Genomic DNA, 17,729 nt, shown 5'->3' with positions numbered 1-17,729 from the left:
AGCGAACGGTACTAACCGTCCTTCTCAATCTCACAGAGTAGTGGATGCTGGCTTTCTTTTGCGTACTGGTTTACCAGCATTGCCTTGGTTTCGGCAACATCGCGGGTAAACACACCGCATACAGCCCGTCCTTCTGTGTGGACGGTCAGCATAATTTTGGTCGCCAACTCACGGTTCAGGCTGAAAAACGTCTCCAGTATCTCTACCACGAAATCCATCGGCGTGTAGTCATCATTAAACAAGATAACTTTGTACATTGGTGGAGCCTGCAAAGCGGGCTTCGATTCCTGCACGGCTATGCCGGCGGAGTCGTCCTCATGTGGTGCAGGTTTATCCTGATTGAATGTTAGTCGAATCTGGCTACTTGCATGCATGGTTGTAAAAGTTCGGTGATGGGCGAATGGATGACCCAGACTAAAGTATGGACCCAGTCACTATTTCTGTACTGATTCACCTTGACTAACGGCAAATCGGTGTTACAAACAATAAATACCCGGACTGGGTGTAAGGGGTTTCGCGCCGTAGCCCTTATACGAATAAGGGGATGGTGCGCGATCAAAGTGGATGATACCCCAGAGACGGGGTTCTTTGCAGAGGGATATCAGCATGCTAAGCGGTAAGGTCAAGTGGTTCAACAACGCTAAAGGTTATGGTTTTATTGTGGCCGATGGCGGCGATGAGGACCTGTTCGCCCATTATTCGGCGATCCAAATGGACGGCTATAAAACGCTAAAAGCCGGTCAACCTGTGAGCTTTGATATTATTCAAGGCCCCAAAGGACTGCATGCCGTCAATATCAACAACGTCACGGCCAGTACCGAGACGCCTGTTGCCGTCAACCAGCCCCACGAAACAACTGTAGAAGTCTGACCCTGGGTATTAGCCCACGAAAAAGCCGGTTACTTAACCGGCTTTTCTTTGCCTGGCTGCTACATGTGGGCAATCATCTGATCACCAAACTCCGAGCATGACATCAGTTTTGAGCCTTCCATCAAACGCTCGAAATCATAGGTCACAGTCTTCGCATCGATCGCGCCTTCGGTGCCTTTGATCAGCAAATCAGCCGCTTCAACCCAGCCCATATGACGCAACATCATTTCAGCCGAGAGGATCAATGAACCGGGATTGACTTTGTCTTGGCCGGCGTATTTAGGTGCTGTTCCGTGGGTGGCCTCAAACATCGCAATGGTGTCGGACAGGTTGGCACCCGGGGCAATGCCGATACCGCCCACTTCTGCCGCCAACGCATCAGACAGGTAGTCACCATTAAGGTTAAGGGTGGCAATCACATCGTACTCGGCCGGGCGCAGTAGAATCTGCTGCAGCATGGCATCGGCAATCACGTCCTTGACCACAATGTTTTTGCCGGTTTTCGGATTCTTGAACTGCATCCAAGGGCCACCATCGAGCAACTCAGCGCTGAATTCGTCGCGTGCGACTTCGTAGCCCCACTCTTTGAACGCGCCTTCGGTGAACTTCATGATGTTGCCTTTGTGCACGATAGTCACCGAACTGCGGTCGTTATCGACTGCATATTGCATCGCTTTGCGCACCAGGCGCTTGGTGCCTTCCTGGGAAACAGGCTTGATGCCGATACCGCAGTTTTCAGTGAAACGGATTTTTTTCACACCCATTTCTTCGGTCAGGAACTTGATGACTTTTTCCGCCTCAGGCGAGCCGGCTTTCCACTCGACACCGGCGTAGATGTCTTCGGAGTTCTCACGAAAGATCACCATATCTACATCGCCCGGCTTCTTCACAGGGCTCGGTACACCGGTAAACCAGCGCACCGGACGCTGACACACATACAGGTCGAGCTCTTGGCGCAGCGCTACGTTCAGCGAACGAATACCGCCGCCGACTGGCGTTGTGAGCGGGCCTTTGATCGAGACCACATAATCGCGCACGGCCTCCAGGGTTTCTTTCGGCAGCCACGTATCCTGATCATAGACTTGGGTGGCCTTCTCGCCGGCAAACACCTCCATCCAGGAAATCTTGCGCTTGCCGTCGTAGGCCTTGGCGACTGCAGCATCCACCACTTTGATCATGACGGGACTGATATCAACGCCGATGCCATCGCCTTCGATATAAGGAATTACCGGATTATTCGGGACGTTAAGCGACATATCTGCATTAACGGTAATTTTGTCACCGACTGCCGGTACCTGGATCTTTTGGTAACCCATGCTGAACTCCTGTTTGAATGAACCCTTTGATTGCCTTTAAGCGTAGCGCAGTAAATAGAGGCAATGCGTTTAGTCTCGGACCCACCTTACAGGTTTTGGTGCGGCGGTAAACCCAGTGATCTTGTAACTGAACTCTGCAGCGCCCTGCCCCAGCCTTAATGGCTGAATATCGATAAAAATCGGCAGTGGCGTGATAACAACAGACCTGGATTAACGCTCACGCAGCGCTTCTTGGGCCTTATTGAAGGGCTTTAACAAATAGTCGAGAACGGTTTTTTGGCCCGTGCGGATGTCCACGGTGGCAATCATTCCCGGCAGGATGGGAAATTTCTGCTGCGCGCGGTTTTCCAGATGGGCTGAGTCAGTCTGGATATAAACCCGGTAGTAGAACTCATCGCGCTTGACCTCATCCTGCAGGGTATCGGGTGAGATAATGGTCACCCGCCCCTTCAATGCCCCATAGATCGAATAGTCATACGCAGTGATTTTTACCAGGGCTTTCTGGCTGGGGTGGATAAAGGCGATATCTCGGGGGGAGATACGCGCCTCGACTAAAATGCGGTCATCCAAGGGCACGATAGTCATCAATTTACCGTTGGGTGGAATCACGCCGCCGGTGGTAGTGACCTCTACATTCTTGACGATTCCGCGCACGGGTGCTTTCAGCGTCGAGCGGCTCAGTGAGTCCTGCCGCCCGCGCATAACTGAACGCAAGGCCTGTACATCGGAACTGGCCTTGGCCAATGCTTCGCGGGCTTGAACCAGGTATTGACTACGGGTGTCTGCCAGTTTGTTTTGCAACTCACTCATTTGCCGCCGCAGACGCAGTACGTCCACGGCGCTGGCCGCCCCTTTTGCCACATAAGGCGCGGTCATGTGCAATTCTTGCCTGACCAGTTCGAGCTCAGTATTGAGCCCGGCAATAGTGGTCTGCAGGCGGGTGCGCCGCGATGTGTAAAGCTGGGTCTGCGATTGGATCAGTCGCGGTTGATCTGCCAGCTCATCGGGAAAGGTCAGAGCCGTGCCATCAACTTCAGCGCGCAACCGCGAGACCATGGCCAGAGCGGCGCGGTATTGCGAGCGGCTTTCCTGCACCGCAGATTCTGACTTGATGATATCCAGCTGGGCCAGGGTCTGGCCTTTTTCGACAATGTCACCGGCACTCACATAAAGTTTTTTCAAGATCCCGCCTTCCAGGGACTGAATGGTTTGCTCATGGGCAGACGGCACAATTTTGCCGATACCGGTGGTGACTTCATCTAACTCAAACCCCCACGCCCATGCCAGAAAGCTGCCCAAAAGCAGCACGATGATCCCAATGAACAAACGCGGGCTCGGCAGCGCAGGTTGTCGATGGCGCTTGGTTTCGGCTGCCGTCATTGGGCGAGTCGATCGAGGCTGATTGCTCATCGCCCTGCCACCTGGCTGAGAATCTGCTGCTTTAAACCGTCCATGACGATTTTGCCGTCATCTAGGATGATCACCCGGTCTACCAACTCGAGTAATGCCGGGCGATGCGTTGCAATGACCATAGTGCGCGGCTGTATCCAGCCCTTTAGATGGGCGATTACTTCGCGCTCGGTGACATCATCCAAGGCTGCAGTTGGCTCATCGAGTAACACAATGCTGGGCTGGGGAATAAGCATCCGCGCCAGCAATAGCGCTTGGCGCTGGCCACCAGAGAGCCCGTAACCGCCTTCTGAAATCATATAATCGAGGGCTTTGTTCTGCTGCTGCACAAAGTTGATGGCACCACTCATGTGCAGTGCTCGGTATATCTCTTCATCTGTGGCCAAGGGTCGGCCCATGATCAGATTTTCGCGGATTGAGCCGAAAAACAGCCGGGCGTTCTGCTGGGCAAACCCCATGTCCCGACGCAAATCGGCGGTATCCAACGCGGTGATCGCAATATCATCCACGAGTAACTGTCCGCTGGAGGGAAAACGCATGCCAGACAGCAGCTGCAACAGGGTCGACTTTCCGGCGCCATTGCGGCCAAGCACGGCTATTTTCTCACCGGACTTGATGGACAATGAGACGATGCTGATATCCGCCTTGTTGCCTTCGGGGTCGTACTGAAACTCCACCTGTTCAAGCTGGTAGCTCCCCCGCAGGCAAGTCTTGTGCACGGCCTTGCCCCGCTCCGGCTGATCAACGGGCCGACTCATGATTTCATCAAGCCCCTTGCGCGCCACTTTGGCTTGCTGCCAACGGGACAACACCGCAGTAATCTGCGCGAGGGGCGCAATGGTCCGGGACGACAATAACGTCATGGCCACGAGGGAGCCTGTGGTCAGCTCGCCCTGGATAACGCCATAACAGCCCAGGAGTAAGACCGAGGCATAAACCAGGGTGGAAACCTGCTGCGTCCAGGTCATGAGCAAGGCGCTCAGAAACCGCTGGCGCATGCTGATTTTCGCGGCGACCTCATTGTTGTGATTCCATTGGTTCTGAAAGCGCTGTTCGGCGCGCAGCAGCTTGATGTCTTCGAGGCTTTGCACCGTCTCGACCAAAGTGGCGTTGCGAATGGCCGACTCACGCATGCCGGCGTTGGACAATGCGGACAACGGCCGCTGCAGCAACAGGCCCGGTATCAACAACATGGGCACCGCCGCCAGCACCACATAGACCAAGTGGCCACCGATCATCCAGAGAATAAATACAAACAGGAAAAAGAACGGCAGGTCGGCCACTGCTCCAATCGTGGTTGAGGTAATCAGCTCCCGCACTTGCTCCAATTCGCGGATCTGCGCGATAAAGGTGCCAGTCGATTTAGACTTGGCGCTGTTTTGAATGCGCAGCGCATGCCCCAACACCCGATCGGATATTTTAAGATCGGCACGCTTGCCGATTGAGTCTGAAATATACGTGCGCAACAGCCGTAAGCTGAACTCGAAGACGGCGGCCAGCATCAAGCCGCCGAACAACACCCACAGGGTTGGATACGACTGCGCGGGAATCACCCGATCATAAACCTGCATGGAAAACAGAATGCTGGCGAGGGCCAGGATGTTGACCACCAGCGAAGCCGCCATTATTTCGCCGTATCGACGCCAATCCGCCAGGGCAATATTCCAGAACCAGTTTGGCCTGAACGGTTTGATGTACTCATCGACCCGAGCGTCAGCAAGGGCCGTGAGCGGACGCAAGACAAGCACGCGCTCGATCTCTGCGGACAGTTCGCTGGCGTCCATGTTCAGGGCCAACCCGCCCTCGTTGCTGAACTGCAGGGACACGTGACCGCTGCTGTCCATACACTCGATCACCGCAATGTGCCCCTTGCGCAGCTGGACAATTACCGGCAACCGCCATGGCTCGAGCCAATGCTGGGAAAACTCACTGATATGCAAGCCCATGCCAAGTTGCCGGGCCATGTCTTCCAGCAGCAGATCCAGCTCGGCGTCTTGCTCCCAGCTCAAGGCAACCCGAACATTTTCTTCGGAAAAATCCAGTCGATAATGCTTGGCAACGACCAGCATTGCTGACAACCAGGACTCATGACTTGCATTTAAGCGGTTCATTGGCGGCGACCTGCATAGCGTTATGACGGCGGATCAAGACGATCCGATCGAATGCCGAGAGCGCAGCGCGTCTCGGCATCCGTTTGCTATGCGACCAGCAATTGGTGATTGGCCAGTAACGTGGCCAGATCGACCTGCACCTCGTTGATGGTCAAGATTGTGCTGGAATCAAACGCAGTCCCTGCCCCATCATGGTCAAAACGAAGTTCGCTACTGCCGCCCTTTTGCACCAGCTGTAGGTAATCATCGATATCGGTTGCAGAAACATCCAGCGTGGCTACACCTTCGACATAGCTGGCTTCCCCCGTGCCGGTATACCCCGCCTGGTGGAGCAACTCACTGACGTCGATACGGTCGCTGTCGTCGGTGCCTTCCCAGGTACCCACGGTGAAACCGTCAACGCTATCACTGCCGTTGCCGCCGGTAGCACCGGCTGCATTGAGCAAGGTGTAGATCAGGCTGTCATGCCCACCCTTGTCGAGATTGAAGTGGTCGTCACCTTCTCGCCCCTGAAACTGGTTATCCGCAGTGCTGGCACTGAAGGTGTCAGCAAAATGACTGCCTGCAAGACCCTCGATGTCGTGCAATTCAACGCTGTTGAAGCCGGTGTTCTGTGTAGCTGTCTTGCTCAGGTCAACCGTTACCCCACTGGTTGCCAGTTTGAAATCGACAACATCCATACCGCCATTGGCCGCCGTCCAGTCCGCGTGCTCAGAGCTGCAACCCCATCCACCAGAGCCCTGGTGGGTTGCAACGCCCAGTGCGGCGACGAAGGTATCGTTGTAGCCAGTGCCAACAAATACGCCACGGCTGATCTCGCCATCGGCCTGCGCAGAGAGTATGTAGTTATGCGTGGCGTCCCCGGCAGTCAGGCCACCCCAGCTTGGGTGGCTCGCCTCGGTCACGTCCGAGCGTACCCCCTCGTCAATGCGAATCAGCTTGACCGAGTACGTCTCACTGGCGCTCAAGCCGTAGAAACTCAACAACCCAGAACTGTCGTTTACCCCCACGCCGGACTGCGGATTGAGTATCTGCGTGGCAACCAAGGCGCCAGACGTGTCGAACAGCTGCACGGTGTTGCCGTAGAAGGCATTGATACCGTTCTGATCGAGTATGCGCAGGTGCAGGGAAGTGCCGGCGGCTACCGCCTCGGTGTTTTCCACCACGAATGCATGACCATCAGCGGTGAAACCGAGCAGATCGACAGCACCATCCCAGTCATAATCCAGCGCTGCAGCCCCTGTCAGACGTGAGCTGTAGCTATAGCCCAGGTCGGCATTGGTCCAGCTCAAACCATCGCCACTATTGAGAATCAGCTGGACGATATTGCCGTTGGTGTAACCGCCCAGCTTGGCAATATCCATGGTGCCGTTGTGGTCCCAGTCAACCGCCAGGGCAATGCGCGAACGAATGTCCGGCCCGGCGTTTATTTCGACAAAATCGTCAAGTGTTCCGCCGTGATTGATTAACACCGCCGCTTTATTCGCGCCCAGGTAGTGCTGATTGAGGTACAGGTCCAACTGGCCGTCGCCATTGAAGTCTGCCCAGGTCATGCTGCTGCCGACATTTTCAGTGCCACTGCCATCACTGAAGACACTGCTCATCACTTGGCCGATGGACATGCTGCCATCGCCGGCGTTGTTGAACACGCCCAAGGCAAAATAATCGAGAGCACCCGCACCACTGACTTGGGCGACGATATCAACAGTGCCGTCATTGTTGATATCGACTCCGGAAATGCTGGCTCCAAAGGTGTAGTTGGGCGTCAGGAAGCGGCTCGACGAATCATGGCTGAACGAGCCATCTTGATTGTTGATAAACCAACCCGCCGAATTGCCATCCAGGTTGCTGTCCCCCAGCACCAGATCGAGGTAGCCATTACCGGTGCGATCATAGGCAACCGTACCGCCGTAGAAACTATCAAGGGCCCCGTAGGCAATGGTCTTGCTGGTGTAATGGCCGTTATCGTTCTGCCAGTATTGGAAGGGCTGCACATAGTTGCTTTGCGAGGCGAAGATGTCCATGCCGCCATCACGGTCCAGGTCGAAATAGCTGTAGTTAACCGTGTTGCCGGTGCCAACTTCCTTGGTCAAAACCGCCGTGTTGTAGCTGTTCAAATCGCTGCTGTTGTACACCGCCGTATTGGCGACAATGCTCCACAGGCCATCGCCAGTGATGCTGTAACTCAGCCCATGCTGGTTGGCGGTTCGGCTGAAGGGCGCATCCGCGGCCCACGCCGTATTGATTGCAGGCTCGGCAATTACCTCTTGTGCGCCATTGAAGGTCTGGCTGTTGATATTACCGTTGCCCTTCACGTCCACCACCTTGGCGGTCACGTCGTAATAATCGACACCCAGGGCATCGCTGTCGGGAATCTGCACGTACCAGGTATGGTTTGCCCTATCCACCACGACACGGCCGTCACCCTGGCTGGCATCGGAGGAATAAGTCTTGCCATTGACGCTGACATAAAGCACCTGATCATTATTGAAATCGGTCGTCAGGGCGCCCCGCAATACGGGTGTGGCATCTGACGTTTGCTGATACTCAAAGCTGGCCGGGCTGGGTGTGCTGGTATCGACACCCAACCAATAGTCAGAGCCGTCACGGGTGTTGCCGGCGGCATCGGTCACCACCGCCGAGTAGTCATATGTACCGCCATCAACCAGACCACTTCGGACGTAGGTCCAACGAGTACCGTTGACCGTGGCGAGGCCCAGATAAAGATCATTTTCGAAAATCCTCAGCACCTCGCCACTTTGCAGGGCGGTGTCGAGAGTTCCCTGCAACAGCGGCGCGGTGTCGTCAGTAATGTTGTAACTGCTTTGGTTGCCCTGACGGCCCCCTTGATCATCGAAGTAACCGCTGATGGTGGCCTGCGTCAGCGGCGCCGTGGTATCCACCACAACACCTTGACTCGCAACCACGCCGATATTGCCGGCTTGATCCACTACCCGCACCTGGTAATAGTGACCCCCTTCGCTCAGCACCCTTGGGTCTTCGTAGTTCCAGTGCGTCCCACTGACATCGCCCAGGGTGATCCACGTCGTACCGGCATCCGGGCTTAGTTGCGCGTACTCGTCACTGGCAAGTGCCTTGCTCAGGGTGCCAGACAGCGTGATGCGGGTATCACGGGTAATAAAGTCGTTCGCAGACAGCCCGCTGTCATCGCTGATGCGGTCGAAATTGATAAGCGTGCTCGGCGCTGACAAGTCAAGGGTGACAGCCCGCTGCGCAATCGGGCCAGGATTACCGGCGACGTCGATAACCCGGACCTGATAGGTATAAACCCCATCGCCCAGGGTGCGGCCATCGGTGTAGTCCCACGTCAAACCCATGGGTGATAGTTGCGTCCAGTCTGCGCCGCCATTTACGCTGATTTGCGCCACTTCATCCGCGTTGAGCAGCGCACTCAGGGTGCCATTGACCACCAGCCTGTTGTCACGGGTGGTGAAGTCTGCCGCCGAGATCCCGGTGTCCTCGTTGATACTGTCAATCTGGATGGTTGTGGTCGGTGCGCTGAGATCGACATAAACACTCTGCGTATCTGTTGAACCAATGTTCCCTGCGGCATCGACCACCCGCACAGCATAGACATGAGCCCCTTCAGACAAGGTTCGGCCGTCGACATAGCTCCAGGTCGTGCCGGCAATGCCCAAGGCAGTCCAGTTCGCGCCGCCATCCAGGCTGATTTGCGCCATTTGATCGGCTGCCAGCGGGTTGGACAAGGCGCCGTGAAGGGTCAGGCTGTTGTCATTGGTGATGAAGTCTTGGTAGCGGCCGCTGTCGTCGCTGATACCGATAATGGTGATGGTAGCCCCCGGCGCCTGGGTGTCGATGGTGACCAGCTGACTCACCGTTGCCCCGAGGTTACCCACCGCGTCAATAAGCCGGGCTTGGTAATTATGATCACCATCGGTAAGCATGCGGTTGTCGGTATAGGTCCATACCCTGCCTGAAACCGCCACGTCGATCCATGTGGCTCCATCATCCAGACTGATTTGCGCCCTCTCACCCGCCGCCAACTCCGCGCCAAGGCGCCCTTTGATTGCCAGGGTCATGTCATTGGTGATGAAGTCATTGCTCGATAAGCCACTGTCTAGGCTGATGCTGTCGATCGTTAGCGTCGGCAAGGGTCCTGTCAGGTCAACACTGAAGCTGCGTTCGCTGGAGCCGACATTACCGAGCGCGTCTGTAGCCGATGCGCCAATCCGGTAAACGCCTGCGTCTGCCAAAGCCGCTAAATCGGCTGTGCCGAGCAACAGGCTCCAGGAGTGATCACTTTGCACGCTGGCCTGGTAATCCTTGCCATTGAGCGTTACCGCCACTTCAGTGCCGGGTGCAACCGATGCGGTACCCGATATAACCTGCACAGCACCTTGCTCATGCCGACTGAGGACATCGTCTGCGGTGAAGCTGTCGAGGGTGACACTGGGGGCCTCGGCGTCGAAAAGCACAGTACTGCTGGTGGACCCGCGGTTGCCGGCCTTATCCACCGCTGTCGCCGTAATGACGTAGCTACCATCACTGCTGCCGAGAAAATCACGGGACGCAACCACCACGCGCCAGCTGCCATCGTCCGCAACGCTTGATTGATAAGTGCGACCGTTGAATGTGATGTCCACCACCTGACCTGGCTCAACCTCAGCGCTACCGCTGATAACTTGCTCGACGTGCTGCTCGGCGCCGCCAATCACATCATCTCCGGCAACCGGTTCTATGGTCAGCCTTGGCGGAGTGGTATCCAGGCTTATGGCGCGACTGACATAGGCATTGTTCCCCGCCACACTGGCAACCTGTGCATCAAGGGTCAATGCGCCCTCAGCCAGGGATGCCCATACCGAATCAGGCAGATCCAGCGACCAGCTCGAGTCGTCATTGACGGTCGCGGTGTAGTCCGTTCCAGACAGCGACAGGGTCACCTCTTGCCCCGCCTCGACATTGAAAACGCTACCGCTGATGGTCACGCCAGCAGCAGCTTCATCAGCATTGACCCGGTCATCCACAGCCACGGGGTCAATGGTCAGCAGCGCATTGAGCGTACCAATGACCAGGGTTTTGTCCGTCCGCGCGGGATTACCGATTGCGTCTGTAGCTGACACCGAAAGCCTGTATTGGCCATCGCGAACATCAACGAGATCACCAGGCGTGATTGCGCTGCTCCAGGTGCCATCGGCCGCAACGCTGGCATGATAGGCTTTACCATTGAGCGACGCTGTAACAGTTGAACCCACGTCCAAACCCGTGGACGAACCGCTGATGGTGACCGGCGCGTTCCTTTCACTGCTGTTGATCACATTGTCACCGGCAATCACATCAACGCTCAGGGTTGGCAACACGCTCAACACATCAATTGATTTGCTGGCCACTGCAGGGTTGCCGGCCGCATCGGCGAGACTGGCGTCAAGGCTGTAATGACCATCGGCCAGCGCGGCTAAATCATCAGGTGCAATCACCAGACTCCAGCCGCCGTCAGCGTTAACAGCGGTGGTGTACTCCTGCCCATTTAGACTGATGGTCAATACTTCGCCACCGTCCAGACCACTGGCATGGCCTGACACCGGCAACGCTTGCCCCAGCTCCAGGGCATTGAGGATGTCATCACCCGCAACCGTATCCAGGCTGATGACGGGCGCCATGGTGTCGACAGTTAATCCGCGGGTCTGGCGTGTGCTGTTGCCCGCTTTGTCAGTGGTAACCGCTGTAAGGATGAGCGGGCCGTCAGTTGCCGACGACAGATCGCCAGCGGCAATGGTGACGCTCCACTCTCCACCCTCACCCACTTCCGTCTGGTAATTTTTGCCATTGAGGCTGACGATCAGGGCTTGGCCGACTTCGGCCGAGGCCACACCGCTCACCCGTAAATCCTGATCAAGCTCAGCCGCATTGAGCAGGTCATCCTGCGCCGCACTAAGGCTACCCATACTACTGGTCGGCTCGATAACCAGCAGCGGCGCCGTCAGGTCGATCTCAACAAGCTGAGCACTGCGCGCGACGGAGCCTTGTGCGTTGGTTACCTGGACCTTGACTGTTTGATAGCCATCAACCAAGCCTGCAAGATCAGTTGCAGGCACATCCACTTCCCAGCTACCGTCGACCGCGACTTCGGCTTGATACTGATGACCCGCAAATTGGACAAGCACGGTTTGACCGGCTTCGATATTGGCAGTGGCACCCGACAGCAATATGTCTGAACCTTGCTCGACCCGGTTGATCATGTTGTCGACGGCTACGGCGTTGATGCTCACCGCCGTTTCATTCAAATCAACCAGGACCTGATGATCAATCGCGACCTCGTCGCCGGATGAATCACTGCTGGTGACCCGGATATCCAGGGCGCCCTGGGCAAATTCAGCCACATCACCAGCGTGCAAACCAACCTGCCAGGTTCCGTCAGCATCAATGGCGGTCAAGTAGCGCTGACCATTGACCGTCACGGTGACATGCTGCCCCTTCGCCAAGCCAGTGCTGGTGCCGAATATTGCTAAGTCATGGTTGTGCTCAATGGCATTGATCACGTCATCGCCCGCCACAGTCGCCACCCGTAAACCTGGCAGGCCTGCAGCTATGGCAATAGCGCGACTGGCTTCGCCGGTATTGCCCGCCGCATCAGTCACACTCGCAACGACGATCAGTGCGCCATCACCTAGGGCCGTCCACACAGCGCCAGGAATATCGACCGCCCACGTGCTATCACTGCTCAGCAGCGCGTTGTACTCCATACCTGCCACATTGATCGTGACGATCTCGCCAGTTGCAGCTCCAGTCACTGAGCCACTGATGGTTTGCGCAGTCGTCACTTCAGTGGCATTCAGTAGGTCATCCAGGGCGATGACATTAATGCTGACCACCGGCGCCGAGGTATCGACAATGAAGTTCTCCTCGGCGCTGTATCTATTACCCGCAGCATCGCGCGCGCTGACTTGTGCGGTGTAAAAACCATCGGCCAAACCTGCGGCTACGTCCGCAGGCAACTCAAGGCTCCAGGTTCCGCCTGGCGCCACCTGGGTAATGTAGTCCAGGCCTTTGATTGTCAGCGTTATCTCGGTGCCAACGTCAAGGCCGATCGCGCTGCCGCCAAGGCTGATCGGCGCGGCCAGGTCGCTGTCGTTAAGCTGATGATCCCCATTCAAGGGATCGATCGTCAGCGTCACGTTGCTGTTGAGGATATCGAGGTCAATGGTGCCTGCACTGATGCGGCTACCCGCACTAAGTTGCACCACTTCATAGCGATGTGGCCCTTGCGTTTGATCAGCAAGCGTCACCGACCAGGTCCCCTGCGATCCTACTTGCGTGTTGCCGAGCATGCCGCCATCGGCCTTGAGAATCTGGATGGTTGCGCCAACCTGCCCGCTGCCACTAAAGGTCGGGGTCATGTCGTCAGTGGTGCTGCCGGTCATCAATAGCGTTTGTACCTGCCCCTGATTGTCAGTGACGATAAAAGAGGGCTGAGCAATCTCTGCTGGCAGGGTGTTATCAACTACCTCGGTGCGGGTGTGTCCGCCACCGCCACCGCTATCCAGACCGGCCCCTAACAAAGCGCCGCCAACCCCAGCCCCGACTAAACCTAGCAGCCCATAGCCGCTGAAGTCATCGCTTCCGAAAAGGAGCGGGTCAACACTCTCGAGCACTTCAGCTTGAGGTTGCAACGGCACCCGTTGCTCAGGGTTGAATTGGGCCACGTCGGCAAAGCTTATGTGGATCAGTGCAGCACTGTCGTCCTGCAAGACCAGCTCACTGTGGTGCTGGTTTTCATCGAGGTGAAAATAGCCATCACACCGAATCACGGTGCCATCTTGCAGGTATATCAGCAGGTCATCCCCAGTCCTGTCATAACGCTGCACCTGGTCAACCGGTGCATGAACCAACACCACACTGGGCTGAGGTAAATCGAGGGTTAAGTTACCTCGCGCTTGCAGCGTCACGGCATGCCCGGTGGCACGATTAATCAGCTCGATAGAAGTGTTCATAATTATTATTTTCCTCTATGAATATCAGTCCACAAGTCAGCACTACCGGGTTAAATATCCGGCAGTGTGCCCGATGGTTCCGTGCGATGGATTTTGAGTAGATCAACTAAACGATCAACCGCAGCCGCGTAGGCAACTGCAGCGTCCCAGCCATCAAAATCGGCATTTGCCAATGCCAGATGCGCCTGATAAAGGTCCTGCTCGACCGTCATCAAATCGTTTACCGTTCGCCGGCTTAACCTGTACTCATCGAGATTCACCTGACGCGCGACCGTGGCGATATCCACCTGATGGGCACTGACGGCATAACGACTGTGCGAGCCGGTATAGTTCGAGTGCGCGACAGCGGCCCGGCTCAGCACATCAAATTTGACCTGGTGAATACTTTGCTCTGCGGATTGTTTCGCCCCGACCGCTTGCGCCACACGCGCGGAAACAGCCCCGCCGGTATAAAGGGGAACGTCGAGATTTAAATAGAGTTGATTATCCCAATAGGCATCATGGTTGTTTTCATAACGGTTGCGGCCTGCCTGCAACTTAATGGTCGGCAGATACCCCGCTTTATTTTCCTCAATACGCATACTCGCGGCCGCTGAATCAGCCATTGCCTTTCTCACCGCTCCAATCAATGAGTAGTCAATGGCGCCAACCTGCATGGCTTGCTTATTTAGCGCCTGAGGCGGCGGCATAAAACGCCGGGCGCGAACGCCGGTTAATACTTCAAGTTGGGCGATAGCGGTTTTGCGCAGGGTGTGAAACTGCTCAACCTGGGACTGCATGGTTGCAATCCGTGACTGGGCCTGCAGGTAATCTGAGCTGGAGCTGAGGCCGCTACTGGCGCGGACCTTGGCAATGGCCTCGACCGCCTCAAGTGAGGTGACGCCTTGCTCTGCCGCTTGCTTAAGCGCGGCATAACGCTTGATCAATAAATAGGTGTCGGCGGTAGCCTTGGCCACATCGCCAAGGGCTTGCTGCAAGTGGTAAATCGCACCCTTTTTAACGGACCGCTGACGTAAAACCGCATTTTGTGTCTTACCGAAGTCGTACACTAACTGGGTCACAGACAAGCCGTAATGGGTATCAGAGTAATCATTATCAGCGTCTTGCTTATCTGAACCGCCAAGTCCTGATTGCAGGCTAATCTGCGGCTGCCAGGCACTCTCGGCCTCATCAATCAGCGCTTGGGCAATACCCACTTGAGCGGTCATTTTCGCAATGAGAGGGTCATGACCGAATGCACGCAACACTGCGTTGCGCAGCGTCATGACATCAACATCGGAGAAGCTAGGCGCCTCGAACAGCACGGGCTCGGCCGCCGCAGCAAAGAGCGGGCAACCCATAAGCGCCGCGAACGCCCAACGATTTAAACAGCCGCAATCTATCGTCACCGCCTTACACCTCCCTGTGAACCGAGAATGTAATTCCCTGACATCAGGCATAGCCAAGTGCCATTAACGATAGATTTGTCGTCGCACCAAAATCTGTAGGACATATCGCGTGCGCACGACAGAAACCTCTGTGCAGGCCATAGCGAAGGTCGACCAAGCAAGAGGCTTAGGGCTTTTCAGTTGAGGGGCTGGGCAGGACTAGGGCGGCCCCAACGCTCCAGCAACAGTGCCACTTGCTGTGTCTAAGATCGGGATCAGTAAACACGCCTGTCTAAGCGTTCGCAGCCGCGAACCTGCGAAAACCGGTTGAGAACGGTCATCAGGCCGAGTGCTATGGGTTGCATACTTATAAGCCGCCATCGATCTGTATACAGAGAAACGCGGCCCCAAGCCGGCAACCTAGACTCGCCCATTCACGAATGCTAGAACCGTCAATTGTAGTCAATGGTTATCATGGCTTGGGCCCGCACGGTGCCTGCCGTAACACTGTCTTGTGTCTGCAGGTATTCGGCGGCAAATGGCAGGCTAATAATGGTCTCGCTGCTATTTAGGTTCCGTAGCGGGTAATCGCTTTCGCCTTGATCGAATATTTGATTCGATGCCAAGTGCACGGGATTACCCTCGTGCAGGAGGCGGACGCCAAGACCTGTGGCGGTGGAACCGGCCTGCAGTGCCAAAGCATCACTGGTATTACTCAGCTCGCTCACATCGCCAATATCGAAACGCGCGTCAGCTGAGGCGTCGCAGCGGAAATCGAGGGTGAAGGGCGTGACACCTGCGGAACTGCCAACACCATTAAATGCAGAGCGTGCCACTTTAGGCAGTTGGACTAGCGTGTCAGGATTGGTCAGGCTGCATGTCTGGGTAATCACCCGGGTGCTTACCATGACATTCAATAGGCTTCCGTCTGCATTCTGATTCGCCCACTCGTTACCATTGCAACTTAGGTACATGCTGATGGTGTAATCACCCGACGACAACGTATTCGAGGTTTTGATCATCCGAAAATGCAGTGGAATGGCTTGGTCACCGGTTCTTATCGCAACCCCGGTGTTGTGGCGGAACGCCGCATCCAGCGGCAACTTTTGTCCTGAATCGTTGAGCAATTGGTAGCCAACCCCACTGGGCAGGCCACTGTAGGAATAGACACCAGGAACACTGGTTTCAGTGGGTGTTGCACCGCCCGACGGACTTAACGCCCAGCCCCCGCCTCCCGCGCAGTCTTGTCGATCATTGCTCCAGCTTGAGCTGCAATTGATGTTAATCACCGTGGAGGAATCCGAGCCCGGGATAACCGAACCTATTGGCAGGTTTTCTGTGACGTCGGTCTCCAATACGGTTGACCATGGCAACTGACTCGACGTGCAGTTGTTTTGACTGACGGCGAAGACAGGCTCAACCCGTAGTAGGGTCAAAGACAGAAATAAAGCTGTTGTGAGTAAAAATAAGTTTCTGCTCATTGCATTACCACTTTATATACAAGAGTGAATACCTAGCGCAACGGCGCTCGGTACGACTGATTAGGGCAAGCTGATGGTTACGACCGCCTTTGTCGTATAGCTTCCGCTCTGCACCAACTGACCTACTAATTTGGCTGGATACGGCTTGACGTAGAACGAGCTAGTGCCGGAAACCAATGGCACTTCAACGGCGTTATCCATACCCAAACCAACTGGATGATCGTCGCCATCGCGCAGACCAACGCCGACTCCGGCTAAGTCCGTCAACAGCAAGTTAACCTCTGAGTCAGAGGCACCTTCGAACGTATAATCGACCGTACCGGCCGCACCTGTATTGATGCAGTCCAGACTCAGGTCAACTGTTTTCGAGGTAAAGTCTTTGGGTGGACCGTCAGGATTTAGCGAAGGTTTTTCGATATCGCCCAGATCAACAGTCAAGGTGTCACCCGCCCTGAATGTGCACGAAGCAAGGGCCTTTATTCGAATGTCCGCGTTGATATGCGCAAACGGATAGGCCGTATCGATGGCGGCTGAGCTGTCGTTAATCTGCCAATAAAGTGTGGCAAGGCGCCCTGTGAACGTAACCTCGCCCACAATCCCTTTTATAAACCTAAAGATCACCTTGCCTTTCCTACCGGTGGCAACCCCAGAGACCGTGCTATATCGAGTAGTACACGAAGACAGAGCGGCATTTCTACGCTTGGAAAAGGGCACCAATAGATCGCCAGGACCATAAATATTAATGTAGACCTGAGCCTCCAAGTAATCGTTAAGTTTGAGCCAGCCTTGATTCACGGGTAACTCGGTCATGGTAGTGAAATACGAGTAGTATTTTCCGATAGAAGGGCAATTGCAGCGCCCTACCCCGGCCTGCCCGGAGTCGAAACTGGTTGTTTTCGTCGCCCCGGCCGCTGATTCGCTGGTCAGCTCCAAATCAATAAGGTTCTGATGCTCCACCACTGGGTCACCTGCGCATTGCCAGTTCGGCGGCTCCGCGCTGGCTGTCACCGACCAGCCCAGACATACCGCCACAAGCAGGTATGCCTGAATACGAAACACCGTTTGAAAAATACACACTCTGCCTGTCATAAAAATGCTCTTTGTAGGATGAGGAAACAGGGTGGACAACCCACTTACCTCAAGCAAAAATCTATTCATCAAACCACTGGGTTAGCGGGGCCAAGGCCCCGCCTGGTAAACGTAC

Annotated in this window: 9 protein-coding genes; 1 reads left to right on the top strand and 8 read right to left on the bottom strand. The window is 55.6% G+C overall.

Annotated features, from left to right (window positions below; genetic code table 11):
- Positions 1–11: 11 nt before the first annotated feature.
- Positions 12–374 (bottom strand): ATP-dependent Clp protease adapter ClpS, encoded by a 363-nt coding sequence (gene clpS, locus AACY09_RS12975; RefSeq protein ID WP_339488522.1) that lies wholly within the window; start codon positions 372–374, stop codon positions 12–14.
- A 232-nt stretch (positions 375–606) separates the two neighbouring features.
- On the opposite strand from clpS, the gene cspD reads away from it, so the two are divergent.
- Entirely contained in the window at positions 607–870 is a 264-nt protein-coding gene (cspD, locus tag AACY09_RS12970; RefSeq protein ID WP_339488519.1) for a cold shock domain-containing protein CspD, read from the top strand.
- A 59-nt stretch (positions 871–929) separates the two neighbouring features.
- On the opposite strand, the gene icd is transcribed toward cspD, so the two are convergent.
- From icd to AACY09_RS12935, 7 genes are all read right to left on the bottom strand, one after another.
- Entirely contained in the window at positions 930–2,186 is a 1,257-nt protein-coding gene (gene icd, locus AACY09_RS12965; protein WP_339488517.1) for an NADP-dependent isocitrate dehydrogenase, read from the bottom strand.
- Positions 2,187–2,396: 210 nt separating this feature from the next.
- On the bottom strand, positions 2,397–3,596 hold the full coding sequence (locus AACY09_RS12960; RefSeq protein ID WP_339488516.1) for an HlyD family type I secretion periplasmic adaptor subunit: 1,200 nt from the start codon (positions 3,594–3,596) through the stop codon (positions 2,397–2,399).
- Positions 3,593–5,707: a type I secretion system permease/ATPase gene (locus tag AACY09_RS12955; protein WP_339488514.1), complete on the bottom strand. Its 2,115-nt coding sequence runs from the start codon at positions 5,705–5,707 to the stop codon at positions 3,593–3,595. The genes AACY09_RS12960 and AACY09_RS12955 overlap by 4 nt, the downstream gene beginning before the upstream one ends.
- 86 nt (positions 5,708–5,793) lie before the next feature.
- Positions 5,794–13,677, bottom strand: a complete 7,884-nt coding sequence (locus tag AACY09_RS12950; protein ID WP_339488513.1) for an Ig-like domain-containing protein — start codon at positions 13,675–13,677, stop codon at positions 5,794–5,796.
- A 50-nt stretch (positions 13,678–13,727) separates the two neighbouring features.
- Positions 13,728–15,065: a TolC family protein gene (locus AACY09_RS12945; protein ID WP_339488512.1), complete on the bottom strand. Its 1,338-nt coding sequence runs from the start codon at positions 15,063–15,065 to the stop codon at positions 13,728–13,730.
- 431 nt (positions 15,066–15,496) lie between these two features.
- A complete protein-coding gene (locus AACY09_RS12940) occupies positions 15,497–16,525 on the bottom strand; it encodes a fimbrial protein (RefSeq protein WP_339488511.1) in 1,029 nt (342 codons plus the stop codon).
- A 60-nt stretch (positions 16,526–16,585) separates the two neighbouring features.
- On the bottom strand, positions 16,586–17,683 hold the full coding sequence (locus tag AACY09_RS12935) for a fimbrial protein (protein ID WP_339488509.1): 1,098 nt from the start codon (positions 17,681–17,683) through the stop codon (positions 16,586–16,588).
- Positions 17,684–17,729 lie beyond the last annotated feature (46 nt).

This window comes from Pseudomonas sp. EL_65y_Pfl2_R95 (assembly GCF_963971045.1).
Taxonomy (GTDB): domain Bacteria; phylum Pseudomonadota; class Gammaproteobacteria; order Pseudomonadales; family Pseudomonadaceae; genus Aquipseudomonas.
Note: the sequence above shows the minus strand (reverse complement) of the source record. Positions and strands in the feature narration are given on the sequence as shown.